This window comes from Desulfosporomusa polytropa (assembly GCF_055380075.1).
Window position 1 is genome coordinate 115,001 of record NZ_AP042400.1, and the last position, 26,404, is coordinate 141,404.

At 43.5% G+C, this 26,404-nt stretch carries 24 protein-coding genes, 3 tRNA genes, 1 rRNA gene and 1 riboswitch (1 of these 29 only partly in view); of the genes, 27 read left to right on the forward strand and 1 reads right to left on the reverse strand.

Translation table 11 applies throughout. The features are described from left to right. The 6 genes from ACZ449_RS02105 to ACZ449_RS02130 all read left to right on the forward strand — a co-directional run. Positions 1 to 454: ribosomal RNA gene (locus ACZ449_RS02105) — 23S ribosomal RNA — on the forward strand; it begins 2,461 nt to the left of the window's first position. A gap of 156 nt (positions 455 to 610) precedes the next feature. After that, positions 611 to 686, forward strand: a tRNA-Phe gene (locus ACZ449_RS02110). A 5-nt stretch (positions 687 to 691) separates the two neighbouring features. Then, positions 692 to 766, forward strand: a tRNA-Gly gene (locus ACZ449_RS02115). A gap of 7 nt (positions 767 to 773) precedes the next feature. Next, positions 774 to 848, forward strand: a tRNA-Cys gene (locus ACZ449_RS02120). Between the two features lie 205 nt (positions 849 to 1,053). Beyond that, positions 1,054 to 1,359 (forward strand): hypothetical protein, encoded by a 306-nt coding sequence (locus ACZ449_RS02125; protein ID WP_464259432.1) that lies wholly within the window; start codon positions 1,054 to 1,056, stop codon positions 1,357 to 1,359. A gap of 131 nt (positions 1,360 to 1,490) precedes the next feature. Continuing rightward, positions 1,491 to 1,868, forward strand: a complete 378-nt coding sequence (locus tag ACZ449_RS02130) for a hypothetical protein (RefSeq protein WP_464259433.1) — start codon at positions 1,491 to 1,493, stop codon at positions 1,866 to 1,868. Positions 1,869 to 1,873: 5 nt separating this feature from the next. Here ACZ449_RS02130 and thiC read toward each other — a convergent pair whose 3' ends face one another. Then, positions 1,874 to 3,175, reverse strand: coding sequence for a phosphomethylpyrimidine synthase ThiC (gene thiC / locus ACZ449_RS02135; protein ID WP_464261799.1), 1,302 nt, complete (start codon positions 3,173 to 3,175; stop codon positions 1,874 to 1,876). 66 nt (positions 3,176 to 3,241) lie between these two features. Then, a riboswitch (TPP riboswitch) is annotated at positions 3,242 to 3,338 on the reverse strand. 231 nt (positions 3,339 to 3,569) lie between these two features. Here thiC and ACZ449_RS02140 point away from each other — a divergent pair. From ACZ449_RS02140 to ACZ449_RS02240, 21 genes are all read left to right on the forward strand, one after another. Next, a complete protein-coding gene (locus tag ACZ449_RS02140) occupies positions 3,570 to 5,456 on the forward strand; it encodes an ATP-binding protein (RefSeq protein WP_464259434.1) in 1,887 nt (628 codons plus the stop codon). Positions 5,457 to 5,489: 33 nt separating this feature from the next. Further along, on the forward strand, positions 5,490 to 6,200 hold the full coding sequence (locus tag ACZ449_RS02145) for a response regulator (protein WP_464259435.1): 711 nt from the start codon (positions 5,490 to 5,492) through the stop codon (positions 6,198 to 6,200). Between the two features lie 200 nt (positions 6,201 to 6,400). After that, on the forward strand, positions 6,401 to 8,545 hold the full coding sequence (locus tag ACZ449_RS02150) for a CDC48 family AAA ATPase (protein WP_464259436.1): 2,145 nt from the start codon (positions 6,401 to 6,403) through the stop codon (positions 8,543 to 8,545). Between the two features lie 65 nt (positions 8,546 to 8,610). Continuing rightward, positions 8,611 to 9,246 carry an oxalate oxidoreductase subunit delta gene (locus ACZ449_RS02155; RefSeq protein WP_464259437.1) on the forward strand — a complete coding sequence of 212 codons (636 nt, stop codon included), beginning with the start codon at positions 8,611 to 8,613 and terminating at the stop codon, positions 9,244 to 9,246. Positions 9,247 to 9,274: 28 nt separating this feature from the next. Continuing rightward, positions 9,275 to 9,565 (forward strand): 4Fe-4S dicluster-binding protein, encoded by a 291-nt coding sequence (locus ACZ449_RS02160; RefSeq protein WP_094603185.1) that lies wholly within the window; start codon positions 9,275 to 9,277, stop codon positions 9,563 to 9,565. Positions 9,566 to 9,577: 12 nt separating this feature from the next. Next, positions 9,578 to 10,822: an oxalate oxidoreductase subunit alpha gene (locus tag ACZ449_RS02165; RefSeq protein WP_464259438.1), complete on the forward strand. Its 1,245-nt coding sequence runs from the start codon at positions 9,578 to 9,580 to the stop codon at positions 10,820 to 10,822. 16 nt (positions 10,823 to 10,838) lie between these two features. Then, the gene (locus tag ACZ449_RS02170; RefSeq protein WP_464259439.1) at positions 10,839 to 11,801 is read left to right on the forward strand and encodes an oxalate oxidoreductase subunit beta; all 963 of its coding nucleotides are present in this window, start codon (positions 10,839 to 10,841) and stop codon (positions 11,799 to 11,801) included. A gap of 133 nt (positions 11,802 to 11,934) precedes the next feature. Continuing rightward, the gene (locus ACZ449_RS02175) at positions 11,935 to 13,515 is read left to right on the forward strand and encodes an L-lactate permease (protein WP_464259440.1); all 1,581 of its coding nucleotides are present in this window, start codon (positions 11,935 to 11,937) and stop codon (positions 13,513 to 13,515) included. A gap of 166 nt (positions 13,516 to 13,681) precedes the next feature. Next, positions 13,682 to 13,906, forward strand: a complete 225-nt coding sequence (locus ACZ449_RS02180) for a hypothetical protein (protein ID WP_464259441.1) — start codon at positions 13,682 to 13,684, stop codon at positions 13,904 to 13,906. Positions 13,907 to 14,108: 202 nt separating this feature from the next. Then, positions 14,109 to 15,392, forward strand: coding sequence for a chloride channel protein (locus tag ACZ449_RS02185; protein WP_464259442.1), 1,284 nt, complete (start codon positions 14,109 to 14,111; stop codon positions 15,390 to 15,392). Next, positions 15,374 to 15,877: an energy coupling factor transporter S component ThiW gene (gene thiW / locus ACZ449_RS02190; RefSeq protein WP_464259443.1), complete on the forward strand. Its 504-nt coding sequence runs from the start codon at positions 15,374 to 15,376 to the stop codon at positions 15,875 to 15,877. Before ACZ449_RS02185 ends, thiW begins: the two co-directional genes overlap by 19 nt. A 297-nt stretch (positions 15,878 to 16,174) precedes the next feature. After that, entirely contained in the window at positions 16,175 to 16,921 is a 747-nt protein-coding gene (locus ACZ449_RS02195; RefSeq protein WP_464259444.1) for a class I SAM-dependent methyltransferase, read from the forward strand. A 65-nt stretch (positions 16,922 to 16,986) separates the two neighbouring features. Beyond that, positions 16,987 to 17,952 (forward strand): hypothetical protein, encoded by a 966-nt coding sequence (locus tag ACZ449_RS02200; protein WP_464259445.1) that lies wholly within the window; start codon positions 16,987 to 16,989, stop codon positions 17,950 to 17,952. 27 nt (positions 17,953 to 17,979) lie between these two features. Then, entirely contained in the window at positions 17,980 to 19,137 is a 1,158-nt protein-coding gene (locus ACZ449_RS02205) for an ABC transporter substrate-binding protein (protein ID WP_464259446.1), read from the forward strand. 15 nt (positions 19,138 to 19,152) lie between these two features. After that, positions 19,153 to 20,199 carry a FecCD family ABC transporter permease gene (locus ACZ449_RS02210; RefSeq protein WP_464259447.1) on the forward strand — a complete coding sequence of 349 codons (1,047 nt, stop codon included), beginning with the start codon at positions 19,153 to 19,155 and terminating at the stop codon, positions 20,197 to 20,199. After that, positions 20,199 to 20,966 (forward strand): ABC transporter ATP-binding protein, encoded by a 768-nt coding sequence (locus tag ACZ449_RS02215; protein WP_464259448.1) that lies wholly within the window; start codon positions 20,199 to 20,201, stop codon positions 20,964 to 20,966. Before ACZ449_RS02210 ends, ACZ449_RS02215 begins: the two co-directional genes overlap by 1 nt. A gap of 281 nt (positions 20,967 to 21,247) precedes the next feature. Further along, on the forward strand, positions 21,248 to 22,843 hold the full coding sequence (gene nikA / locus ACZ449_RS02220) for a nickel ABC transporter substrate-binding protein (protein ID WP_464259449.1): 1,596 nt from the start codon (positions 21,248 to 21,250) through the stop codon (positions 22,841 to 22,843). 50 nt (positions 22,844 to 22,893) lie between these two features. After that, positions 22,894 to 23,826 carry a nickel/cobalt ABC transporter permease gene (gene opp1B / locus ACZ449_RS02225; protein ID WP_464259450.1) on the forward strand — a complete coding sequence of 311 codons (933 nt, stop codon included), beginning with the start codon at positions 22,894 to 22,896 and terminating at the stop codon, positions 23,824 to 23,826. Between the two features lie 2 nt (positions 23,827 to 23,828). Further along, positions 23,829 to 24,707 carry a nickel/cobalt ABC transporter permease gene (gene opp1C / locus ACZ449_RS02230; RefSeq protein ID WP_464259451.1) on the forward strand — a complete coding sequence of 293 codons (879 nt, stop codon included), beginning with the start codon at positions 23,829 to 23,831 and terminating at the stop codon, positions 24,705 to 24,707. Beyond that, a complete protein-coding gene (locus ACZ449_RS02235; protein ID WP_464259452.1) occupies positions 24,707 to 25,540 on the forward strand; it encodes an ABC transporter ATP-binding protein in 834 nt (277 codons plus the stop codon). The genes opp1C and ACZ449_RS02235 overlap by 1 nt, the downstream gene beginning before the upstream one ends. Next, on the forward strand, positions 25,533 to 26,303 hold the full coding sequence (locus tag ACZ449_RS02240; protein ID WP_464259453.1) for an ABC transporter ATP-binding protein: 771 nt from the start codon (positions 25,533 to 25,535) through the stop codon (positions 26,301 to 26,303). Before ACZ449_RS02235 ends, ACZ449_RS02240 begins: the two co-directional genes overlap by 8 nt. The last annotated feature ends 101 nt before the right edge of the window (positions 26,304 to 26,404 follow it).

Here is a 26,404-nt window from a genome sequence, read left to right on the forward strand (position 1 = left end):
GGGGATAACAGGCTAATCTCTCCCAAGAGTCCATATCGACGGGGAGGTTTGGCACCTCGATGTCGGCTCATCACATCCTGGGGCTGAAGTAGGTCCCAAGGGTTGGGCTGTTCGCCCATTAAAGTGGTACGTGAGCTGGGTTCAGAACGTCGTGAGACAGTTCGGTCCCTATCCATCGCGGGCGTAAGAGACTTGAAGGGAACTGCTCCTAGTACGAGAGGACCGGAGTGGACGAACCAATGGTGTACCAGTTATTCCGCCAGGAGTAGAGCTGGGTAGCTACGTTCGGAAAGGATAAACGCTGAAAGCATCTAAGCGTGAAACCAGCCTTAAGATGAGGTCTGTCATTCGAAAGAAGTAAGGCCCCTTGCAGATTACAAGGTAGATAGGCCAGATGTGGAAGTGGAGTAATCCATGCAGCTGACTGGTACTAATAGGCCGAGGACTTGACTTAAACGACTATCGACATTCGATTTTCGACTGTCGATAGAAAATGAACGAACAGTATCTAATTGTGCGCAGTCTTTCTTCTGTGAAGTTTTGAAGGAGCATACCTTCAAAAAAATGACATATCGAAAGTCGTAAGTCGACAATCGAATGTCGAATATATGCCTCGGTAGCTCAGTCGGTAGAGCAGAGGACTGAAAATCCTCGTGTCGACAGTTCGATTCTGTCCTGAGGCACCATTAAAGCGGAAGTAGCTCAGCGGTAGAGCATCGCCTTGCCAAGGCGAGGGTCGCGAGTTCGAATCTCGTTTTCCGCTCCATAAATATGGCGACGTAGCCAAGTGGTAAGGCAAAGGTCCGCAAGACTTTTATCCCCTAGTTCGAATCTGGGTGTCGCCTCCAATTACTTTACAAATATCTATATACAGCATATATTTTAGGGGCTACCTTTAGGTAGTCCCTTTTCTGCGCAGGAAGAAGTAGCGTAGAATCCGAAGGGTTACTGATTGGTATTGGTAATTTATCGGTTTACTTTATTTACTTAAATAGCGCGATGCCTGTTCTCTATTGTATAATAATGGTAACAAAGATAAAGGGGGATCAGGCTATGACAAAGTTAGAAAAGGGAATGATAGTTGTAGAATCGGTTAAAGCTCCAACCGGTTCCTTGGCAAATATAATTTATGAGGGGCAGGGCCAGGGCAGTGAATATGGGAGAACCCTATTTCATATAGTCATGGATGATATGTCATACGGCGTTTTTGCCGTACGTGGCAATATTACCACTCTCGAAGATGCCCAAGCTAAGCTTAATGCCCCAAAGCGGGCCAATACGGATGAATCCTTAGCAGAGTATGCGGTATGTTATCATTGGATTCATATTGATGATAATGAGCATTTTGCCCTGGAGTAAATACGACAAGCGCACTAATTTTTCTGGTGCGCTTGTTTTTTATTTAAGTTTTACTATTTGAGCTTCGGGTTTGGTTTATATTTACCAAATTTTGCAATACTATGTAATAAATTATAGAGAGGTGATACCTAATGAGGAACTGCGGACATGATGGTGAATCAGATGATTGCAAACTACTTTGTGTCAAGTGCAATGCAGTTAATTTTGAAATCGTAGATAAACTAGAATCCGGTGAGATTGTTGCGCGTTGTGGCGGTTGCGGCCAAGAGACAGATCTCAGCGTGATTGTTAGCGCCCGTTATGGGGGAGCGATAGAACTAGTAGCCGCTCTGCGAAATTTATATGCTGTTAGTACTTACAAGGCAAACAATAATAAAGATGAAGTTGGCAAGGATAGATATTCCAAAAAGCGTGACCAGTTAGAGAAGATTATTGATGCGCCTATGTACCATAATCCGTTAGATGTTGCCGCTGATTTGTTTAAAATTATTGAGAATACTGCTAAATAAGAATTCTATATAATGCTCAGGTCTTCACCATTAAGAATCTTGTTCATGTTCTTCATCGGGCACATTTTGCCGCACATCGTACAGGTATCTTCACATTCTGGCTTTGATTCTGCCCGATAGGATCTTGCTTTATCAGGATCGATAGCTAGTTCAATCATTCGTGGGAAATCCACATCAGCACGGGCGGCACTCATCTGATTATCCCATTCTCGTGCCCCCGGAATTCCTTTGGCAATATCAGCTGCGTGGGCGGCAATTCGAGAAGCAATAATTCCTTCTTTCATATCGTCTAAAGTAGGAAGACGAAGGTGTTCAGCTGGTGTCACATAACAGAGGAAGTCAGCACCATTGGCTGCGGCAATAGCACCGCCAATGGCGCTGGTGATATGATCATAACCGGGCGCGACATCGGTAACAAGTGGGCCAAGCACATAAAATGGTGCGCCATGGCACAGCCTTTTTTCTAACAACATGTTGGCAGCTATTTCATTAATAGCTACATGACCAGGACCTTCGATCATAACCTGCACATTTCTTGCCCAGGCGCGTTTAGTCAACTCGCCCATGGTAATGAGTTCTTCGATTTGTGCTGGGTCGGTAGCGTCATTAATGGAACCGGGACGGCAGGCGTCTCCCAAGCTGATGGTCACATCATACTTTTCGCAAATATCGAGCAGTCTGTCATAGTATTCATAAAATGGATTTTCTTGCTTATTCAATTCCATCCAGGCAAAGAGCAGCGAACCACCGCGGGAAACGATGTTGGTGAGCCGCTTATTTTTTTTCACTCGTTCGGCTGTTTGCAGGTTCATACCACAGTGAATGGTCATAAAATCCACACCATCTTCGGCATGTCTTTCCACAACTGAAAAAAATTCATCAACAGTGATATCTTTTAAATCCTTATCAAGCATGCCAACAGCGTCATACATTGGCACAGTGCCAATCATTACAGAGGACAATTCAATTAATTTGCGCCGAAACTCCCGGGTTTTACCATAACAGCTTAAATCCATAATGGCTTCGGCTTTGAGCTCAATTGCCTTATTGACTTTTGCTAATTCAAGCTCTGGATCATAGCAGTCTTTTGAAACACCCAAATTGACATTAATTTTGGTCCGAAGTTTTTCACCGACTCCTTTAGGGATAAGGCTGGTATGATGGCGGTTGGCCGGGATAACAACCTTGCCGTTTGCCACTAACTGGCGTAGTAGTTCGGGATTAAGACGTTCCTCCCGTGCGACGATATGCATTTGTTCAGTGATGATGCCTTGTTTAGCGGCATCCATTTGTGTGGTATACATAATTAGTTTCCCCTTCCTCATAATTATATTTTAGCCATAGGCAGAGGTGAGGGCAGGCAAGCTTCAATGTAATTGGTATGAATGCTTTCCTACGGTGGTATTAACCACATCAGGTTCGAGGGTTGGAGTTCATCCTCTCAGCCGTTGGGCACCCCTAGCTATAACTAATAAGCGGTTGAACATGGTTTTCAATTCTGGATTTGTTATAATTATACATTTTTTGGCATAATTTCGACTGACATTATTAGTACATCCGCAAAATGATTCTGATAAATCTGAAAAAACCATGGAAAATAATGTATCCTAGTTATATAATAGATATTGGCAGACTGTTTAGTCAACTAAACGATAACATAAAAAAATAAAGTAATAAAAAAAAATGAAGCAAGGTGGTTAGATGAATTACCTAGCCTCAATAATTGAAGCTATCCAACAGGAAACAAATACAGGCACGATTTGTGAATTGGAGATCGAAGGGGCACCAATTTGCTATATCGAAATGCCAAGAGGTGATCTGGCAAAAGAAATTATTCAACTTACTGAAGCCGTCATAGAGTCAGTAAAAGATGGAAACATTACGCCATTAAAAGTTTATATCAGCTGGATATGCAAGCTTCGGCTCGAACAGGGTGTTAAGTTGGCAGACATCATGCTGCTTTTTGATCTATACGAAAAATCGATCAAAGATGCTATGTCTCAATTTCTAAAAGATGATTTGGTCAGCCTCAACCGCTACCGGCGAGAGATTGATGCGCTATTAGATAGGGCAAGGGTATATGTATCAGAGTACTTTTTCACATTGTACGAAGAAACAGTCTACAAACAGTTCGAGCAGTTAAGAACCATTAACGAAATAGCTGTTTATCTTACTTCTTCTCTTGACCTACATGAAGTATTGAATTTTATAGTGATAAGCGCCTTGCGTTTATTTCATGCAGATTGTGGCAGTATTTTGCTGCTGGATGAGACTAGTAATTTGCGCGAGTCAATTACAACTGGCTGGCAGGATATTCACTCGGCTGCCGCTATTTCGGAGATGTTAGTTTGTACAACAAGCCTGATGGACATAGAATATAAAGACGTAATATCTGAGCAGATGAGGGCGGTTTTAAAAAAAGAAAGTTTATCTAAGGTAAAGCTTATAAAACTTTATTTGCACGAACTTGATATTGGAGTATTGATTATCGGCTTTCGTTCTATGCAGCAAATGACGCCCATTGATCAAAAGCTGCTCGAGACTTTTGCTAACCATGCGGCCATCGCAGTCCACAACGCTCAATTATATGGTGATGCCGATTTAAAACTTAAGCAGCGAGTACATCAGGTAACCGTTATTTTGGAGCAAAAACGTGCCATTATGCATTGTATGCGTGAAGGCGTAATTGCTATTAATATGGACGGTTATATTGATTTGGTGAATAGTGAAGGGCAACGCCTCCTGGGCCGCCAGGATAATATTATAGGTAAACATATTTGGGAGGTTATACCCAACTCACGTTTGCCCATTGTGTTAAAAACCACTCAGGCTGAATACGATCAGGAGCAGGAAGTGGGAGATAAATTTATTATTACCAATAGGGTACCCCTGATAGTTAATGGCGCTGTCATTGGGGCTATTGCTACCTTTCGAGATAAACAGGACGTTAAAATCCTGGCAGCAGAATTGGTGGGATTGAAAAGCCTCCTGGAATCCATGCGGGCGCAATCCCATGAATTTACCAATAAATTGCACGCTATATCTGGGTTGATTCAGATGAAACAGTATGATAAAGTCGTTGAACTAATAACATTGATGTATAAAACACAGCAGGATCTGGTTAGCTCTATTGTTAGGCGGGTTAAAGATCAGGCGACGGCAGGATTAATTATTGGGAAAATAAGTCAATCCAGCGAGCAGGGGATTTCTCTGCGACTTCATCCTCGCAGTAAACTCCTCGCGCTTCCTCCCGATTTTAGTAGTTTGTCTATGGTTACAGTGCTTGGCAATCTAATAACTAATGCCATGGATGCCGTTGCCAGTTTGCCTGCGGAACGGCGAATTATTACTGTATATATCTTTGAGGGCAGGAAATACCTGAATATCAAAGTCAGTGATTTAGGTAAAGGGATACCTGAACCCTACCGGAAGAAGATTTATCACCGTGGTTTTTCCACTAAGCAAGGTAGTAGGGGGGTTGGGCTAGCTTTAGTCATGCAAGAGGTGAAAATCTGCGGCGGCACAATTTCAGTTCAAACGCATGAAAATGAGGGTAGTACCTTTTGTATAAAGATACCAATACGGTAAACCTGGATACTTAGAAAAGAGGAGGGTACCGGAATGGGAATTGATATTGTTATTGTTGAGGACGATCCGATGGTCATGGAACTTCATCGGCAATATATCAGTCAAGTGAAGGGTTTCCATTTAGTAGGACAAGCGGCTAATGCGGCAGATGGGTATGATATGATAGTTAGTGTTAAACCACGGTTGGCCATTCTCGATGTCTATATGCCGGGAGAAAGCGGGATTGATCTGTTACGGCGAGTAAGAGCAGAGGGAATTAACATTGATGTTATCTTAGTTACGGCAGCCCACTATTCAGAAACAATTCAACAGGGAATGCAGTGCGGAGTAGTGGATTATATTATAAAACCATTTACACTGCAACGTTTCAAAAAAGCACTAAAGAGTTATCAGCAGTATATTGATCGACTAAACAAAACACAGCAGCTATGCCAGAAAGATATTGACTGTTTAAAAGGAGCTACTCCGGGGGAAAGAATACCTAATAGCCTGGATGAGTTAAAGGAAAACATTCCCAAGGGATTAGACAAAGCGACACTGAAAGCTATTCTTATGATCATAAATAAACAGCCTGATTATTTTACTACAAGTGAAATAGCAAAATTAGTTGGAATATCAAGGGTTACTGCTAGGCGCTACTTAAACTATTTAACTGATAACGGCTGGTTGAAAGATATTCTCTCATACGGACCAGTGGGAAGGCCATTACATAAGTACAGTAAGGATGATCCGTTCATATTATAGTTTTTAGCAAAGGATAGTGAACACTCGGTTGCGAGGAGTTTACTATCCTTTTTTACATCCATTTTAAGGATAATTTCATGATTTATATTAACAAAATTATCCTTATTTACCATATAGTAGCCAAGCAGGGGCGTGTACCTTATAATTACAACTGTAAGAGGTTCCAAAGGAGACCACCTTCTAAAGGAGGATAATCTATCATGGAAAAAGCTTTATCCTTTAGAGTTGCCGATGCTATGCCGGAAGATGTTGGTCAAGGATATATCCGGATTGATAACGCCGACATGGAAAAAATGGAAGTCATTATAGGTGATATTCTCGAGATTCAAGGAAGAAAAACAACAGTTGCCAAAGTCGTTCCCTGTTTTAGTCAATTCAAAAATCAAAATATAGCGCAAATGGAATCTATAATCAGAGAAAACGCTGGTGTCGGAATAGACGAACGGGTAACGGTAAAAAAAATTGCGCGTCAACCGGCACAGACGTTAGTTTTGAGTCCTTTGGATGTAACAATAGATTTTAGTGATGCTCAAGATAGTAAGCACCTAGAACGAGTCTTGAGTGGGCTTTCAATGATTACTGGTGACAGGGTTAAGGTTAATCTGGCCGGAGCTAGAAGTCAGTACTTCACTGTTATCGGTACAGCACCGCAGGGTGCCGTAGTAGTTAATGCGGCTACAAAACTAAAAGTGACTAAAGCAGATGCATCAGAAGATCGGAGTTTTCGGGCTTCCTATGAAGATGTCGGTGGTCTTGACAAAGAACTCCAGCGTGTTCGCGAAATGGTTGAGCTGCCACTTAAATACCCCGGAATTTTTCGGCAGTTAGGGGTTGAAGCGCCTAAAGGAGTTCTACTCTATGGTCCACCGGGTACAGGTAAAACCTTAATGGCGAGAGCTGTATCCAGTGAAACCAATGCGGCATTTTTGCACGTGAATGGTCCCGAAATCATCAATAAGTTCTATGGCGAGAGCGAGGCTCGACTTAGAGAAATATTTGAGACAGCGCAAAGACGGGCACCGGCCATTATCTTTATTGATGAGATTGATGCCATTGCTCCCAAACGAACAGATGTAATTGGTGATGTTGAGAAACGTGTTGTTGCTCAGCTATTAGCTTTGATGGATGGTCTGAGGAATCGGGGGCAAGTAATTGTTATCGGTGCTACTAACGTACCCGATATGGTCGATCCGGCACTGCGCCGTCCAGGAAGATTTGACCGCGAGTTGTCCATTAATCCACCTGATAAATTCGGAAGATTGAAAATATTAAAAATACATACTCGCTTAATGACAATTGATTCTTCGGTAAACATAGAAAAACTTGCCCAAATGACGCATGGTTTCGTTGGCGCAGATATTGCTATCCTCTGCAAGGAAGCCGGGATGAATGCGGTGCGGCGGCTGTTACCACAGATTGATTTCTCGGAAGAACTCAAAGAAGAAGAACTGGCAAAGCTGACAATCAACATGAACGATTTTTTCGCTGCATTCCGGGAAGTAGAGCCAACTGCTACCAGAGAATTTTTCTCGGAACGGCCCAATACCAAGTGGGAACAAGTCGGGGGAATGGCTGATATAAAGAGAAATTTGCAGGCAATGATTGAAATGCCGCTGCAGCACCTCGAATTGTTTAAAGAGATGCTGCACAATATGCCGAAAGGCTTTTTGCTGACAGGACCGCCAGGAACAGGTAAAACGCTAATAGTAAAAGCATTGGCTGGTTCGAGTGAAGCTCATTTCATATCGGTAGATGCCGCTACACTTAATTCCCGCTGGTTCGGCGAAGCCGAAAAGGGTCTGCGCCGCATTTTTAAGCGAGCCAAGCAAATCGCTCCCTGCATTCTGTTCTTTGATGAAATTGATGCATTAGCGCCTGTAAGGGCGATAACCGACAGAAATGGAACAGATCGTTTAGTAAGTCAACTGCTTTTGGAACTAGATAGTTTAATGGATAGTGCTAATGTAATTGTTGTTGCTGCCACCAACCGGCCTGATATGGTAGACCCGGCACTTATGCGGCCAGGACGGTTTGATTATATTGTGGAACTACCATTACCTAACAAAGCAGAACGATTAGAAATATTTAAGATTCATACCGTAAAAATGCCTTTAGCAGACGGTGTTGATCTGGATGAACTAACAATTTCTACTGAGGGCGCGGTGGGTTCTGATATTGAGGCCATCTGCAAGCACGCAGCTTTATCAGCTATGAAACGCTATGTTAGTGATTCGCAGAGTATAGCTACTCACATCTATAAGGTGTTAAATGAGGATTTTGGCTATGGTCTGCGTCAAATATCTCTAAAAAGTAAAGGCAATTTTGCCAATGGGGGTGATGGCTAAAGAACGGTAAGTGTTCTAATGGTCACCTGTTGATCAATCTTAAGTATTTAAAAGGGGGAGAGAAAATGACACTAGCGGTTGCTGTTGATGCTAAGATGCAGGAAGTAACTGTATGGACTAGGGGTGTAACTCTAGCAAAAGAAGCTCGCGACACTGCTACACTGCTCGCCAAAGCAGGTAGCCTCGAAGGAAAGTACAATCAATCCTTCGATAACTACGTTGATCTGCCTGACCGGATCAATGTTCCTGTTAAGAGCTATGCCCGGATTAGTCCGGAGCCTATCGAAACCTTTTATGAGTATGAGAATTACCGCCCTGATATTGTTGTGCTTGCCGAAGAAACACTGGTCAAGGGCAACGACATTCTTAAAGGCTGCAAGGATGGCTGTGTTGTTGTTATCAATACCAAACGTGACATTAACAAGCTAATTAAGTACCTTTCGCCTAAAGAAAACGTGAGTAAAGTAAAAGCCGTTGCCGCTATTGATGCTGATGCTCTGGGTGCTGGCGTGTTCCATACCTTTGATGGAACCGAAGGTTGTATTGACGATACCAAGATTGGTGCCGGAGTTGGTGCTGCAATGGCTGCTGCTGTTGCCAAAGCAAGCGGAATCGTTAAATTGGAATCCTTAATCAAACTTGCTGATAACAAAAAGGCAGTTCAGCAAGGTTGGGACGCAGTTCAAGTTGTTAATCTGTAGTAGTGGTAATTTTAAGGGAGGTGTAAACATGGCAAAAGTTTATAAGCAAGTGCCATTTGCGGCTATTGTTCCGTCCCCTCAGACCGAAAACGAGGGTATGATTACCGGGAACTGGCGGTTTCTTCGTCCGGTAGTTGATAAAGAACAATGCACCGAGTGTAAAACTTGCTATATTTATTGTCCAGATGCCTGTGTTAATTACTCCAAGGACGACGGAATCAGCTTCAATTTGAAGTATTGCAAAGGTTGTGGTATTTGCAGCAACGTTTGTCCAGTTGGGGCCGTAAGTCGCGTGCCTGAACTCGATTTTGATGAATAAGGAGTGAATAAGATGCCAATCAAGAAAAAAGGTACAGGGTTAACTGCGGTTGCAGATGCTTGGCAGCTTGCCGATATTGATGTCTCAGCATCCTATCCTATCCGCCCGTATACAGCGGTTATGGCTGAATTAGCGAAGCGGATTGCTAATGGTGCTATGAAGTGCGAAATGGTTCATGGTGAAGGCGAACATGCGCAGTTCAGTATTGCTCACGGCGCATCCATGGCTGGTGCCCGTGCCACTACTGGTTCTTCCGGTGTAGGTGTTACCTATGCTTTTGAAACCTATTCACCAATCGCCGGCGGTCGTTGCCCAATCCAAGCCCTTGTTGGTGATCGTACTCTTGACCCCCCCGGTGACTTTGGTTCTGAGCACACCGACTGCTTAACTCTCCGTGATAATGGCTGGATTTATGGATGGGCGCAAGATGCCCAGGAATCGTTAGACAACAGCTTAATGTGTTTCCGGATTGGTGAAGATCCTGACGTCATGTTGCCGCAGATCGTAGCCATGGACGGTTATTTTGTCACCCATATTGCGCAGGATTATGAAATGCCTGATCAAGCGCAAGTTGACAAATACTTACCTAAATTCAACCCGAAATTTCGTCTTGATGTGAATAACCCTGTTATCATGGGGCCACAGATTGAGCCGGAAATGGGACCTCCTCTGGAGTGGGATCGCCATGTTGTTATGACAAAGGTTAAAGAAAAAATTGTTCAGGCAACAAAAGAATTTGCTCAAGTATTTGGTCGGGCATATGCTCCGTTCGTTGAAGAGTATATGACAGACGATGCTGACATGGTATTTGTGCTGCAAGGTGCGCACGCGGTTACTTGCCGTAGTGCCATCAAATATCTCCGTGAAGCGGGTTACAAGGTCGGTATGTGCAGAATTCGCTGGTTCCGTCCGTTCCCGGATGAAGCCCTTGCGCAAATCTTGACCAAGTTCAAAGTTGCCGGTGTTATTGATACTGGAACATCTTACGGTGCTCCGTGCGCTGGCGGTGTTCTCTCGAACGAAGTTAAAGCTGCGATGTCTGAAATTAAGAACAAGCCGATTATTCAAAGCTTTACCTCCGGTTTGGGCGGCGAGACCATTACCCATGACGAGTTCTTTGCTATGGCTGAAATGATGAAAGAAACATTACAGGCTGGCAAACTTATTCAAAGCGGTACTTGGGTTAACTTCAATGATTATCATGAAGGTGCTTCCCAGATTAATACTGCTAAAACTGAAGCTGCCCCTAGTAAATAATAAGGAGGAGTAAACGATGGCAGTTGCTGAATTAGTTAAGTCAATTGCACAGACTACAGATCTTGTGGACACGTATGTCCCAGGTCATCGTACCTGTGCAGGTTGCGGCCCGGCTATTGCGTATCGCCTAGTAGCGAAAGCTGCTGGTAAAAATACAATCTTTGTTGGGCCAACTGGCTGTATGTATGTTGCTAATACTAGTTATGCCTGCGGTCCTTGGGCTGTACCCTGGACTCACGCCCAAATCACCAACGCCGGTGCTGTAGCTTCTGGTATTGCTGAAGCTTTTCGTATGATGATTAAGAAGGGGAAAATCCAGGACGAATTCCCCAACATTATTGTTATGGCCGGTGACGGCGGCTGTTCCGACATTGGTCTGCAAGCAATGTCAGCTATGTTCTATCGCGGACATAAAGTTCTCTGCGTAATGTATGACAATGAATCTTATGCCAACACTGGTATTCAGGTTTCCCCGTCCACTCCGTACGGTGCTACTACGATGTTTACCCCGGCAGGTCCGGAAATTCCAGAAGCTAAGAAACATCACTTGAAAGATCCGATGGCTATATTCTGTTCAGGCGGTCATCCGTATATCAAGTATGGTGCGACTGCTTCCATTGGTTATCCCATTGACCTTATGAACAAGATTCGGAAAGGCCTTGCCCAAGATGGTCCGGCGTTCGTTCATCTTCAATGTACTTGTCCGAAGGGCTGGTCGTTCCCGTCTGACCGTACTATTGAGATCTCTAAACTAGCCGTTGAAACCGGTATGTGGAATCTCTATGAGGTTGAAAATGGCGATTGGGCTAATAAAAAATTCACTAATACGCCTAAGAAACTTAAGCCTGTTGACGAGTATCTCCAAACGCAAGGACGTTTCAGTCACCTGCAGCCTGAACATGTGGTCAAAATTCAAAACTTCGTCAACAACCGTGCGAAAACGCTGGGCATGGAAGTGCCACTTCCACCAGCTAAGTAAAGTTGTCTAAAAACTAAATAGGCGTTATGCCGTAAGTCCCTGGTCCCTGTGTGAACAAAAGGAACCAGGGACTTACTAATGTAGCAATCTTTGTTCACCATGAACAAAGAGGCTTGGAAGGAGGCTTGGTTGTATGGATAAGGGTGTTGCCTTAACCCTTACAAACTGGATACTCGCTTTCCTACCTATCTTAGTCTTGCTATCCACTATTTTGCTGTTTAAATGGGGTGCGCCGAAATCAGGAGCAGTTTCATGGTTTACGGCAGTAGTTATTGGTATGTTTGTCTTTGGTGGCGACTCTAGACTATTGGCTTTAGCCAATAGTAAAGGTATGGCAATGGCACTGTATGTGTTACTCATCATCTGGGGTGCGGTTTTCCTCTATAATTTTGTTGATAAGAATGGCGCTATCAAAGTAATTGGCGATACCATGATCAATGTGACTGAAGAAAAATTATTACAATGTTTACTGATGTCATGGTGTTTTGCCAGTTTTATGCAAGGTATTGCCGGATTTGGCGTGCCTGTTGCCGTTGTTGCGCCGATTATGCTGGTTATGGGTTTCAAGCCAGCTGTTGCGGCTGCTACCTGTCTAGTTGGACACTCTTGGTCAATAAGCTTTGGGTCGATGGGTTCGTCCTATTATACTATTCAACTGGCTACTAAGATCCCCGGCGATATTATCGGTCCCTGGATGGCGATTTTGTTTGCTATTCCTATTTATGCTACCGGACTTTCTGTATGCCATATTTACGGCGGTTTCTCCGCTGTTAAAAGAGGTTTGCCGGCAGTTATGATAACTGGTACCGTAATGGCCTTCATGTGCTGGTTTATGAATAAACTGGGTGCAGCGCAATTGGCTACTTTAATTCCGGCACTTTGTGGTTGCGGAACTATGGCTATATTGGCCAAAACTATTTATCGTCACGAAGCAGATGGGACTAAAAAAGAGGACGAAAAGCCATATATGGGATTTCATATGGCGTTTTCCCCCTACTATATCTTAATCGCATTATGCATCATGACGCAGGTCAAATCTATTGCGCAAATCTTCGCTTCATATACCTGGGGTCTTAGCTATCCGGCTATGGCAACTGCTGCTGGATTCGCAGTAAAAGCCGAAAAAATGTATTCTAAAATTAATATTTTTTCGCATCCGGCTCCTTTGTTGCTATTTGCAGCATTATGCGCTTTTGTTATATTCAAAATGGCTGGTAAGTGGAAACCTGGTGCCTTTAGTGGAGCGTTTGATGCCACGGTTAAACAATGTGTTCCCACCAGTATTGGGATAACTACCATGGTTATGATGGCGTTGATTATGAACGATACGGGTATGACCAACTTGCTGGCAAAAGGAATTGCTAACTCTACTGGTGCTTTGTTCCCCATATTCTCCCCGTATATTGGTGTGTTAGGATCATTTCTTACCGGTAGTAACACCAACTCCAACGTCATGTTTGGCGCGTTGCAGCTTGAGACAGCCAAGGTGTTAGGAATTAGTACGGTTATCATGTGTGCCGTTCAGTCTGTTGGCGGTTCAGTTGGTTGCGCCATCGCTCCGTCAAAAGTATTGATTGGCTCAGCAACTGTTGGTCTTGAGGGTCGCGAAGGCGAGGTAATGAATCGGACAATACCTTATTGTTTAATCATTTCGCTACTTGTGGGCATTAATGCTTGGATTTTTGCTTGCATGCTATTTAAGGATCTTCCTTAAGCCAATAAAGTGAGACTTAGCTTCGGGTGGGGCTTTAACCCCATCTGAAGTTTAGTCGAACTTATCCAGGGACTTAGTTGCTTTTAACTACCGCTTGTAGAAGCGGTAGTCTTAGAGCAACTTGGTCATCGGATAAAATTGCGAAATATGCAAAGGAGGTATTGTAATGAGTACAAATCCTGTGCCTAATGCGAATACTAATGTTGTTACCACAGAAGTGTCTTGGAGAAAGAAATATCGTAACCCACTGATGAATGCTGCCTTCTGGGGATTTTGGATAGGATTCTTTCTGGCACACCAAGGTGGCGTTACTAACAACGGAACAATGATTAGCTTGTCATACATGATATTCACGCTGGCTTGTTTGGTTCCTTTGGTTACAAAAAAATAAGTGGTTTGGGAAATGCCGTTTTGGTGGCATTTCCCTGATTTTTATAAAAAAGCAAGAACACAAAAACCTATTAAGAGGTGGTACAATTGATTAGTGATGTACCGAAAAAAGCGCCTCAGTCTTGCCGCCAAGCGCCAATACCCAAAATATTGGTGGTAGCAATTTGAATCCTACTGGCAAGTGGTTTGGGTGGAATCCTAGTTTGTTTGAGCAAAGAGTCTCGCTTATTTATATTCTTAGATGGACTTTTCTAGGTATAACAACAGGAGTAATTGTCGGAGTCGGTGTGGCTGTATTTATAAAAATGTTGGTCTGGGCGATTGAGGTATGGACGCAAACGTGGTACTACTACTTTTTCTTGCCTGGTATCTTATTCTTGAATTGCTGGTTAATGAGTTTTTTAGCTATTCAAGCAACAGGCGGTAGTGATAAAGTAATTGAAGCTATTCATCAGCGAAATGGGTATTTACAGCTGTCAGATATGCCAGTAAAAATCTTGGCAACAATTATAACGATTGCTGCCGGCGGATCAGCCGGCAAGGAAGGTCCTGCAGCCCAAATTGGTGCTACGCTCGCGGCGGCATGGGCAAAGTTTCTGAGAATCAGTAGGGCTGACTACCGCAAAGTAGTTATCTGTGGTTTAAGTGCTGGCTTTGCCTGTGTATTTGGGACACCGGTTGCTGGTGCCATTTTCGGAGTTGAGGTACTGTTTATTGGAAAAATTCTTTATGATACACTCTATCCTGCCTTTGTGGCAGGGCTGACAGGTTACTATATTTGTCATATAATAGGGGTACCATACTTCTATTTGCAAATTCACGTCGAGCCGACAGGTTACCTTATTTTTCAGTCCATTATGCTGGGCGTAGTGTGTGGTTTGATGGCCATTTTTTTTATCAAAACAATCAAGTTTTGTAAATATAGTTTTACCTGTTTACGTATAGCCCAACCGGCCAAGGCATTTGTCGGGGGTATTGTGCTTATTCTGATTGGCTATTTTGCCAGTCCGCTATATTTGGGGTTAGGATTAGAACTATTAGAAACCGGGGTTAGCGGACAGTCTGTTGCGGCAACGGCCTTTTTCTGGAAAACGCTGGCTACAGGGATAACGCTTGGCTGTGGCGGAACAGGGGGAATCATCATGCCAATTGTTATTGTTGGGACTGTGACGGGCAACTTATTTGGGCAACTTTTCGGAAATCTGGATATAGCGGTGTATGCTGCGCTTGGTATGGTTGCGCTCTTAGCGGCAGCGGTAAATATTCCGGTAGCAGCTGTAGTTATGGCTGCCGAACTATTTGGTGGTGATATTATTCCTTATGCAGCGGTAAGCTGCTCAATTAGCTATTTGATTTCCGGTCACCGCAGTGTTTACCCCAGTCAGATTATAGTTGCTGGCAAGAGTCCATATTTATGCCAAGACGAGGGGAAGTCTGTTAGTTTGGCAGAGAAGGAGCGAAACCTTATATGCAAATCAGAAAATTAACGTATACAGCTTTTTTTATGGCTATAGGTGTACTTTCAGCTCATTTAGTGTATATCCCAGTAGGTGTTGCTAAATGTTTTCCCTTGCAGCATGTCATTAATATCTTGCTTGCAATACTGTTAGGTACACGCTATTCAGTTTCTGCCGCCTTTGGGATTGCACTATTGCGCAATATTTTGGGAACAGGATCGCTGTTGGCTTTTCCTGGAAGCATGGTCGGTGCAGCGTTGGCCGGTATATTATATAAAAGGACCAATAGCATTTGGGGTGCAATATTCGGCGAAATTATTGGAACAGGCGTTTTTGGTGCTTTATTAGCGTATCCTCTTGCCAAGTATTTTATTGGCTCGCCAATTGGGGCGTTCTTCTTTGTTGTTCCTTTCCTGGTAAGTACCATTGGTGGTAGTATGATTGCTTATGTATTGTATCGGACGACGATTGTCACCGTTCTTTGGGAAAAACTTAATGCTGGCGGCAGAGGATAACTTGTTGGCAGCGGGAGAACCGGTTTGATGGAAAAAGTCGTGAATGGTATGAAACGGATTGGTAATTTGGGAATGTTTTTGTAATTGTATATTGCACTGCTCTACAGAATACGTTATAATTTTAACAAATAGCTGATCTGAAGATCGGTAAGCTAGTTGCTTGGAACAGATAACAAAATCTGAATAACTAAGACATATCCACGAAGGGTAACAGGACACATGCTGTCCTACTCCTTCGTGGTTTTTGTTTTTTTTAGGAGGAGCTGCATCACAGACTTTATTTAAAGGAGCAATTGTATGCTAGAACAACGTATTGAAACTTACTGGGATGGACGTGCTGACAGTTATAGTGACCTTGTAAAACGGGAAATGGCTTGTAAGAAAAAACAGGCGTGGGAGTCATTGCTGCGTAAGTACACAGGAGACCAAGAAAACCTTACGGTGTTAGATGTGGGGACCGGGCCGGGATTTTTCGCTATCTTGCTGGCTGGAATGAATTATTCGGTTACCGCCATTGACAAGTGTGAAGAAATGTTGAAACAAGCCCGGCGAAATGCTGTATCAGTCGGAACGAATATACGGTTTTTGAAAGCTGAGGCCCATGCCGTTAACCTACCCAATGAAAGTTTGGACCTAATTGTGTCCAGAAATGTAACTTGGTTACTGCCGAATCCAATGGAAGTCTATCAAGAATGGCACAGGCTGTTAAAACCAACAGGAAAAGTACTTGTTTTTGATGCAAATTGGCATTTAGGTCTAAGTGACCCGGCTCTTCAGTCCGAGTGTGACAAGTGTTTGCAGTTGGCTATGGAAAAAGGGTACAAACAAAATACTTCACCCACGCAGCGAAAAGAAAGTGAGGCTATTGCCCGTAAGTTGCCTTTGACCTATGAAAAACGGCCGTTGTGGGATGAGCAAGCTTTTCGTAATTGCGGTTTTCGACAGGTAGAGGTTCAAGACAATATCAGTTCCATGGTTCATGACGAAATAGAGCAATTGTTATATAGGCCTACGCCCATGTTTGCCATTTGTGCTTCAAAATAACTGGTTGAGTAGTAGACATAATTCAAAGCAGGTATAGCAAAAATCAAAGGTGGGATTGTCACACTATGCTGACTACGAATATTTCATTAGCATTAGCAGATGTTTTTGCTATGTGGAAAATAGCGCTGCCTGCCATGTTTCTAGGGTGTTACTGTGGTGTTGTGCTGAGAACCGGGAAGTTTTTTGCATTTTTCAGTAAAATCACGCGACCAATGACATCCCTGGGAAAACTGCCCGAAGCACTCGGCCCGTTTTTTATCTTGTGTCTTTTAAACAGGTATGCGGCAAACGCCATGTTAGCTGAGTTTGGCAAAAACGGCACTGTAACCAAAAGCACGCTAATGGCTGTATATTTGATGGGGGCGCTGCCAACAGGTATCTATTTTACTATTTTCAATTTTAGTCCGATTTTAATTACCGGACTGGGGTGGAATTTGGGTATGGCGTTTATTGCCATCAACATTGGGATGAGTACCCTTGTTACCATTATCGGTTTTGTATGGAACAGACTGCTTACTCACCACGAGGTAAGCAATCTGCAGGAACTGCAGGAAAGCTGCGGTACAACAGCCGAGAAGACTGATCTGGTTGCAGCAGGGAAAAAAGCCTTTAAACAGTTTTGGGATATTGCCGTAGTGTTTATGCCCATTACGTTGGCTTTTGCCTACCTACTTCATACAGACTTCATTAAGGAATTTATTGTCGGGCTTGATCCTTTCTTGTGCTGGTTTAATCTTACGGCAGCCGGAGTTTTAGTCATTATTGCGGGTATTCCTACTTTGATTGCGGCTATTGGTGTTGCCGGAACGTTGCTGCAAAGCAGTGCATTGGCTCCCCAGGACGTTATTTTTGTGCTGCTGTTAGCCTCATTTTTCCATAATATTTATGATGGTTTATCCCGCGTACTGCCTACTAATCTTTCGATTTTTAGCGCAAAGACGGGGATTAATGTCACCGTAGTCGGCACAGGCCTGTATCTTACCATGGTGGCAGCAGCAGCCAGTATTGCGTTATATATGAAAGGTAACTGAAAATATAGCAGAAAGAGGATGACTATAATGAATTGGAAACTGTCATTAAAGCAACTATGTTTATTATTAATACTAATCTTTGTGGTTGCTATCACCGCACTAACAGGCTGCTCGCAGCAAACAGCAGTGAAAAAAGATGAACAAATACAGGTTACCGACCTTGCCGGGCGGGAGGTAAAAATCAAAGCACCGGTTAATAAGGTTGTGCTGCAGTGGAGCGGCAGTGGTGGCGGCTTTATTACCATGCTGGCGCTAGAAGGGAAAAATGTACATCAAAAGATTGCTGGCTGGGATAATGGATTAAAGATCAACCGCTTCGATATGTGGAAAAAGTATTCTGAAGTCATGCCGGAATTGGAAAAGATTCCTGATATAGGGAATATCGATCAGGATAGCTTTAATGTAGAAAAAGTTATTGCGTTAAAGCCGGATGTATTGATTTTACCGCTAAGTGTGCAGAAACAAGCCCAGGATATTATAAAAAAACTGGAAGCAGCGGGGATACCTACTGTATTTATTGATTATCATCTGGAAAGTGTCGAAAATCATACGAAAAGTATTCAATTGTTGGGGAAAATTCTTGGCAAAGAGCAGCGAGCACAAGAATTGGCCGCCTATCACCAGGAGCAGGTCAATAAGATCTACTCACGGTTACAAGCCATTAATAAACCTAAGCCTACAGTCTATGTGGAGTGCGGTTCAGAAGGTCCGGCTACATATGGCAATAGTTATGGAAACTATATGTGGGGTGCCTTAGTGGAAAAATGCGGCGGCAATAATATAACCAAGGATAGAATTGAAAAGTATGCTCCGATAAATCCTGAGTTTTTACTGAAGGCTAATCCTGATATTATCGTTATCACAGGTTCATATTGGCCGAAAAAAACGGAATCCATGCGTATGGGCTTCATGGCCGACCAAGCAGAATCGCAGAAATTACTTCAGTCATTTACCAAACGGACAGGCTGGGCAGAACTCAACGCAGTGAAGAATAAGCAAGTGTTTTCTATTCATCATGCTATTTCCCGTGAGGTCTATGATTCGGTGGTTATTCAGTATTTAGCGAAAAAGTTTTATCCCGAAGAGTTTAAGGATGTAGATCCGCTGCAAAGCTTCCAGGAATTCCACAAGAAGTTTTTACCAGTTGAACTAAGCGGTGTCTGGATGATGGATTTGCAGAATTAGGCGAGGAGAATGGGTATGGAACTAGTAAAAGAACAAGTAGTATATCATGGTATTACTGCAAAAAAGTATTCCTATTTGCTTCTATTCGCTGCGGTATGCATGGTGAGCTTGCTTGTTGATATTTTGGTTGGGCCAGCTTGGTTAGCTGTACCAGATGTAGTTAATGCAATTTTTGGGACAGGTTTGGTTGAACCGACAACAGCGGTTATTGTCTGGACCTTGCGGCTGCCGACAGCCTTGATGGCCCTGGTTGTCGGCGCAACCCTGGGTATTGCCGGTGCTGAGATGCAGACCATTCTGGATAATCCACTGGCCAGCCCCTATACCCTGGGGATATCGGCAGGGGCCGGTTTTGGTGCGGCATTGGCTATTGTTGTGGGGGCAGGTACACTGCCAATACCGGAAGATTATCTTGTTCCGCTTAATGCTTTTGTTTTTGCGCTGTTAAGCTGTCTGTTGATTTACTTCATCGGCAGGGCCAGAGCGATTACCGCTGAAACCATGGTATTGGCCGGGATTGGCCTGCTGTTTCTCTTTCATGCTTTACTGGCACTCTTGCAATACATGGCTTCTGCTGAAGCACTTCAGGCTATAGTATTTTGGCTGTTCGGCAGCTTAATGAAGGCAACCTGGGCCAAAGTGGGAGTAGTTGCGACAGTCCTTGTCCTTGCCGTTCCTCTACTGGTAAAAGACGCCTGGAAACTTACAGCCCTGAAGCTGGGCGATGAAAAGGCCAAAAGCCTGGGGATTAATGTCGAAAAGCTGCGGCTCAAGACATTTGTGCTTATTTCCTTGTTAACTGCTTCGGCAGTGTGTTTCGTAGGTACTATCGGGTTTATTGGTTTGGTCGGACCTCATATTGCCAGAATGCTGGTAGGTGAAGATCAACGATTTTTTTTGCCTGTATCGGCTTTAGGCGGGGCCCTGCTGCTTTCGGTTGCCTCTATTGGAAGTAAGCTGATTATTCCGGGCGCGATTTTCCCGATAGGAATTGTTACTTCACTGATCGGCGTACCGTTCTTTTTTTCTTTGATTCTAACGCAGAAACGAGGGTACTGGTGATGCTGGAAATTAGTAATTTATCTTTTTGCTATGGCTCCCAGCCAATATTAAAAAACGTCAATCTTACCTTTGACCCAGGCAAAGTGACAGCTGTCATTGGTCCTAATGCAACAGGTAAGTCAACGTTACTAAAATGTATCAGCGGCATTCTGCGGGGGCAGGGTGATATTCTGATGGATGGTAAGGACCTAAGTACTCTTAAACCACAGGACATAGCAAAGCAAATTAGCTACCTCTCACAAGAAGGTTGTGGAAAAGCTGTTTTGAGTGTTTTTGAGGTGGTTCTGTTGGGAAGAGTACATTCGCTGTCCTTGAAAGTCAGTGATGTCGAGGTAAATTATGTTTTGAAAATTCTCAGGCAACTAGGTATAGAAAAATTAGCTGCCAGAAATATTTGTGAATTGAGCGGCGGTCAAAGGCAGATGGTGTTTATCGCGCAGGCGTTAGTACGCGAACCTAGTGTTTTACTTTTGGATGAACCGACAAATAGTTTGGACTTGCACCGGGAACTGCAAATGCTGGAGTTAATCAAAAACCTGACCATCACCAGAGCGCTGACAACTGTTGTTACGTTGCATCAGCTGGATATGGCAGCCCGGTATGCTGATGAAATCGTTGTCTTATTTGACGGCGAGGTGTATGCAGCCGGACCGCCTGCAGCAGTACTGACCACAGACATGCTTCGGACGGTATACCAGGTGAATGCTGCCATTCATCAGGCCAGTGATGGTGTTCCCCATGTTATGGCAATAAGTTCAGTAAAATAAAGCAGGATAGTAGTATCAATTCGACAGCAATCCAAAGCATATACAATATTTTGGTAGAAAAGGTAAAAATACATAAATCAATAAAAGTTTTTAACAAATTTGGTATTGTAAACTAATAAAAAGCACGTTATAATGTGAACGAACGCAGCAATGAATGCTGTAAGTGATTTTTACATTATGAAAATTTAAAACTGTTATTGTTGGTTTGAAACCACGGTTAGCACAGCTAAGAACGGCTGAGCTTATCGTGGTTTATTATTTTTTATACGAGGAGAGTAGAAATGAAGTTTAAAAAAATGTTAGCAATGGTAATAACAATTGCCCTGTGCGCCAGCTTGCTTGCAGGCTGCAGCAAGAGTACCGGTAATGCGGATGTTGCCGGTAAAAATGAAATTAACTACGCCAGTACCAAAGATATCCGGGACATCAATCCGCATTTATATCTGGGTGAAATGTCTGCTCAGAATATGGTGTTTGAGGGTCTGACAAAAAATGAAGGTGGTAAAGTCAAACCGGCCTTGGCTGAAAGCTGGGAAATTTCGGCTGACGGTTTAGAATATACTTTCCATTTGCGCAAGGGTGTTACATTCACTGATGGTGAACCTTTCAACGCACAAGCTGTTAAATTAAATATGGATGCCATTGTGGCTAATATCAAACGCCACCAATGGCTGGATATGGTCAATGAAATTAAGGAAAATGTTGTTGTTGACGAAAATACTTTTAAATTGGTATTAAAGCATCCGTATTATCCGACTTTGGTTGAACTGGGGCTAACCAGGCCTTTCCGTTTCATTTCGCCTAAATGCTTTATTGACGGTGCAACTCACAATGGCGTCAATGGCTATGCGGGTACCGGCCCCTGGATTTTGTCCAAGCACGAGAATAATCAGTACGCAACCTTTACCCGTAACGAAAAGTACTGGGGTGAAAAAACCAAAGTTGTTACCCTAAACTGGAAAGTTATGCCTGATCCGCAGACTATCATACTAGCACTGCAAAAAGGTGAAATTGACCTTTTATTTGGGGCTGACGGTGACCAGATTGACTTAGATTCTTATAAAAAATTGGAAAAAGAAGGCGCCTATACAACGTATCTCAGTCCACCTATTGCCTCCCGCGCCATTCTGTTAAATACCAAAGCACCTGTTACTAAGGACTTGAAAGTTCGGGAAGCCATTGAACATGCTATCAATAAACAAAATATCATTAAAGGGATATTAAACGGTTCTGAAGATCAGGCCGATACCTTGATGTCCAAAACCGTGCCGTTTTGTGATGTTGTTTTAAAAACATTTGCATATGATCCGGCAGAGGCCAACAAATTGCTGGATGAAGCCGGCTGGATTAAGGGCGCTGACGGTATTCGTGTCAAAGATGGCAAAAAGTGCGAAGTGACTTTTTCTTACAACGCCAAGAATGCGCAGGAAGGTACCATTGCCGAGTGCATTCAGGCTGATTTGGCAGCTGTGGGTGTTAAACTGAATATTTTGGCTGAGGAAAAACAAGCTTTTCTGGATAGGCAGAGAACAGGTGATTTCGACTTGCAATATTCGTTATCTTGGGGCACGCCATATGACCCGCAGTCTTATGTATCTTCCTGGAGAATTCCTGCTCATGGAGACTGTCAGGCGCAAAAAGGTCTTGAAAGAAAACAGTGGCTGGATGATACTATCACTAAAATTATGATTGAAGCTGATGCGAGTAAACGAGCAGAACAATACAAAGAAATTTTGACTTACGTCAATGACCAGTGTGTATATGTTCCTATTTCGTATTCCAAAACCAAGGCCGTTGCCATCAAAGGCTTGCAGGGGGTTACGTTCAACGATTCTCAATATGAAATTCCATTTGAAAAGATGTATTTTGGCAAATAACTGACATATTGGTGCTACAATGAACAAGTATCTTAAAATGGAGAAAGCCGATGAAATTTTATATCATCAGACGAATTCTTTGGATGATTCCGATTTTTATCGGAATCTCCTTCTTTTCGTTCATTCTTATTAATTTAAGTCCCAGTGACCCGGCCGAGGTGGCTATTAGGGTGAATGGCATTACGCCTACTGAGGAAAATGTCGCTGAGATGCGGCAGGAACTTGGTTTGGATAAGCCCTTTATGACCCGCTATGTTGAGTGGGTAACCAATGCTTTGCACGGCAATTTTGGCAAATCGTATATTACTAACAAGCCGGTTATCAGTGAATTTGCCGAAGCCATTCCTGCTACTTTATATCTGGCTGGCGTGGCATTGGTTATCACCCTGACGGTATCGGTGGCTGCCGGTGTATTTTGCGCCTTACACGAAGGCAGTGTCGGCGATATACTTATTCGCGGCCTTGTTTTTGTAGGGACAGCCATACCGTCCTTCTGGGTCGGAATTCTGCTGATGTGGCTTTTAGCTGTAGAAATTCCTATTTTTCCGACCAGCGGTATGAGAACGGTTGATTCGGTTGTTTTGCCGGCGGTGACGTTGGCTCTTGGGTACATTGCCACCTATGTGCGCTTGGTCCGGAACACCATGATTCAAAATCAGCATGCCAATTTCGTTTTATATGGCAAAGTCAGGGGCTTGAAAAACAGCACCATTACAAAGCATATTTTAAAAAATTCACTGAATACTTCATTGACTGCTTTGGGAATGTCTATTCCCAAACTCATTGCTGGTACTGTTGTCATTGAAAATATCTTTGCCTGGCCCGGGGTTGGGCGTCTTTGTGTTACCGCTATTTTTGACAGAGATTTCCCCACCATTCAGGCTTATGTGTTAATTATGGCCATATTGTTTGTAGTCTGCAATCTGTTGGTAGACATTGGCGTGACTATTATTGATCCAAGAATGTGGCAGGAGGAGGGGTAACGATGGCAGGTTTTTGGACAAGGTTTAAAGCCGATAAAATGGCGCTTGTTATGGCTGCTTTTTTAGGTATTGTCATATTGCTATCGCTTTTGGCACCGCTAATAGCTCCCTATCATCCGGCTCACCAGGATATTGCCAATAAGTTTGCCCTGCCTTCAGCCGAACACTTACTAGGAACCGATCAACTGGGGCGGGATATGTTGTCTCGGATTTTATGGGGCGGTCAAATAACAGTGCTTTGGTCACTTGCCACTATGTTCTGTACAATCGGTATTGGTATTCTGTTAGGTGTTGTTGCCGGTTATTTCCGAGGCTGGATAGATGAAGTCATTATGCGTTTCTGTGATATTATGCTGTCTTTTCCCAATGAGGTGCTGATTTTGGCGATTATCGGTGTAATGGGAACCGGAATATTTAATATTCTTCTTGCAATGGTTATCGCCAAATGGGCCTGGTATGTCCGAATGATCCGTTCCATTGTCATTCAGTTTATGGATAAAAACTACATTTGTTTTGCTCGGGTGTCTGGCTGTAGTGCCAGGCATATTATTAACAAACATCTGCTCCCAGGTGCCATGGGAGAAATCTGCGTATTGGCTACGCTGGATGCAGGCGGCATCATTTTGAATATTTCCGCCTTGTCCTTTTTGGGATTGGGTGTTCAGCCGCCAACAGCGGAATGGGGAATGATGCTTAATGAGGCTAAAAAGGTTTTGACTATTAACCCTTGGCAAATGCTGCCGCCGGGGTTTGCTATTTTCCTGGTTGTTGCTGCCTTCCATTTTCTGGGCGACAGCATTCAGGAAGCGCTGGATCCGCAACTGGATAAAAGCATGAAGAAACGACTGTCCATTTTTAGCCGCAAGAAGGCGGTGGCTTGATGAGTAATTTACTAGCTGTACGGAATTTAAAGGTCACTGACCTGCGTAATCAAGCTGAAATTATTCACGGCGTCAGCTTTGAGCTAAAAAAGAACAGTTGTCTGGGGATTGTAGGCGAAAGCGGCAGCGGTAAATCCATGACGGCCAAAGCAATGTTAGGTCTAACCAATCCTTGGCTGTGCAGCCAAGGAACGGCTGAGTTGTCAAATGAGCACGGCGTTCTGGATTTACTGCAACAGGATGAAAGTACACTGCGGGCGATTCGGGGACAGCGCATTTGTATGATTCTGCAGGATGCTATGTCGGCATTTGACCCGCTGGCGAAGATCGGCAGTCAGATGTCTGAAACCTTTATCGAGAATAAAGGGATTTGCCGGTCTGAAGCCAGGAGCATGGTGTTGGCGGCTTTACAGATGGTAAATATGCCTGAACCGGAGCAGGTGTTGAAGAAATATTCCCACCAGCTTTCTGGTGGGATGTTACAGCGCTGTATGGTGGCGACGGCTTTGGCTATGAAACCTGATATTATTGTGGCTGATGAACCCACAACTGCTTTGGATTCTATCAATCAGCGACTAGTGGTGGAAGAGTTCAAGCTGCTAAGGCAGGAAACGGGAACTGCTTTAATATTTATTTCCCACGATCTGGGTGTGGTGCAACACCTTGCCGACCAGGTTTTGGTTATGCGCTCTGGGGAGCGGGTAGAATACGGCGAGGCCCGGTCGATCTTCAAAAATCCGCAGCACGAATATACGAAGTATTTGATTGACAGCCGACTCGAAATGTCCAAGTCGTTCCAAAAAGCAATGAAACGAGGGGCAGCCAGTGCCTAATTTGATTGAAATTAAAAATATTGGAAAAAGCTATTTGAAGGCCGGCAGCAATTTTCGCGACACCAAAGTCAAGGTATTAAAGGGCGTAACCTTTACTATTGAAGAAGGTCTCTGCGTTGGTCTTATCGGCGAGAGCGGCAGTGGCAAAAGTACGCTGACCCGGCTGATTTTAGGTCTTGAAAAGCCTGATAAAGGCAATGGTACTATTCTAATTGAAGGCATGTTTGTGCGAGATTGGATAAAAGCAAATCAGGGAAAAATGAGTGTGGTCTTTCAGGATTATACTTCTTCGATCAATCCGCAGTACACTGTCCGGGAGACCCTTGAGGAACCCATGCGTGCTATGGGTCACAAGGGAAACATAGATGGCAAAATTGATGTCCTTTTAGATAAAGTTAGTCTGTCACCAGACTTGAAAGACCGCTATGCTTATGAACTTAGCGGCGGTCAAGTTCAACGTATCTGTATTGCCAGAGCCATTTCTACCAATCCCAAATTTATTGTTTTGGACGAAGCCATCAGTTCCCTGGACGTTTCTGTTCAAACTCAAGTACTGAATCTGCTCCATAAACTGCGGCTTGAAATGAAGATGACGTATCTTTTTGTGGCGCATGATTTACAGGCGGTGGCTCATTTGTGTAATAAGATTGTATTTTTGTACAGAGGTGAAGTAGTCGAGGAAGTTATGAGCTGGGATTTGGCCAACGCGCAGAACGAGTATGCAAAATCACTGCTGGCTTCGGTTATTCCTTTTGAAGTATAAGCTGAATTTTTAAGCTTGGATAGTTAGGCATGAAGCTATTGAGGACATGGAGTCTTTTTAGTTTTTCATGCTTTTTATTGCGAAGATGGGATGATGACTAA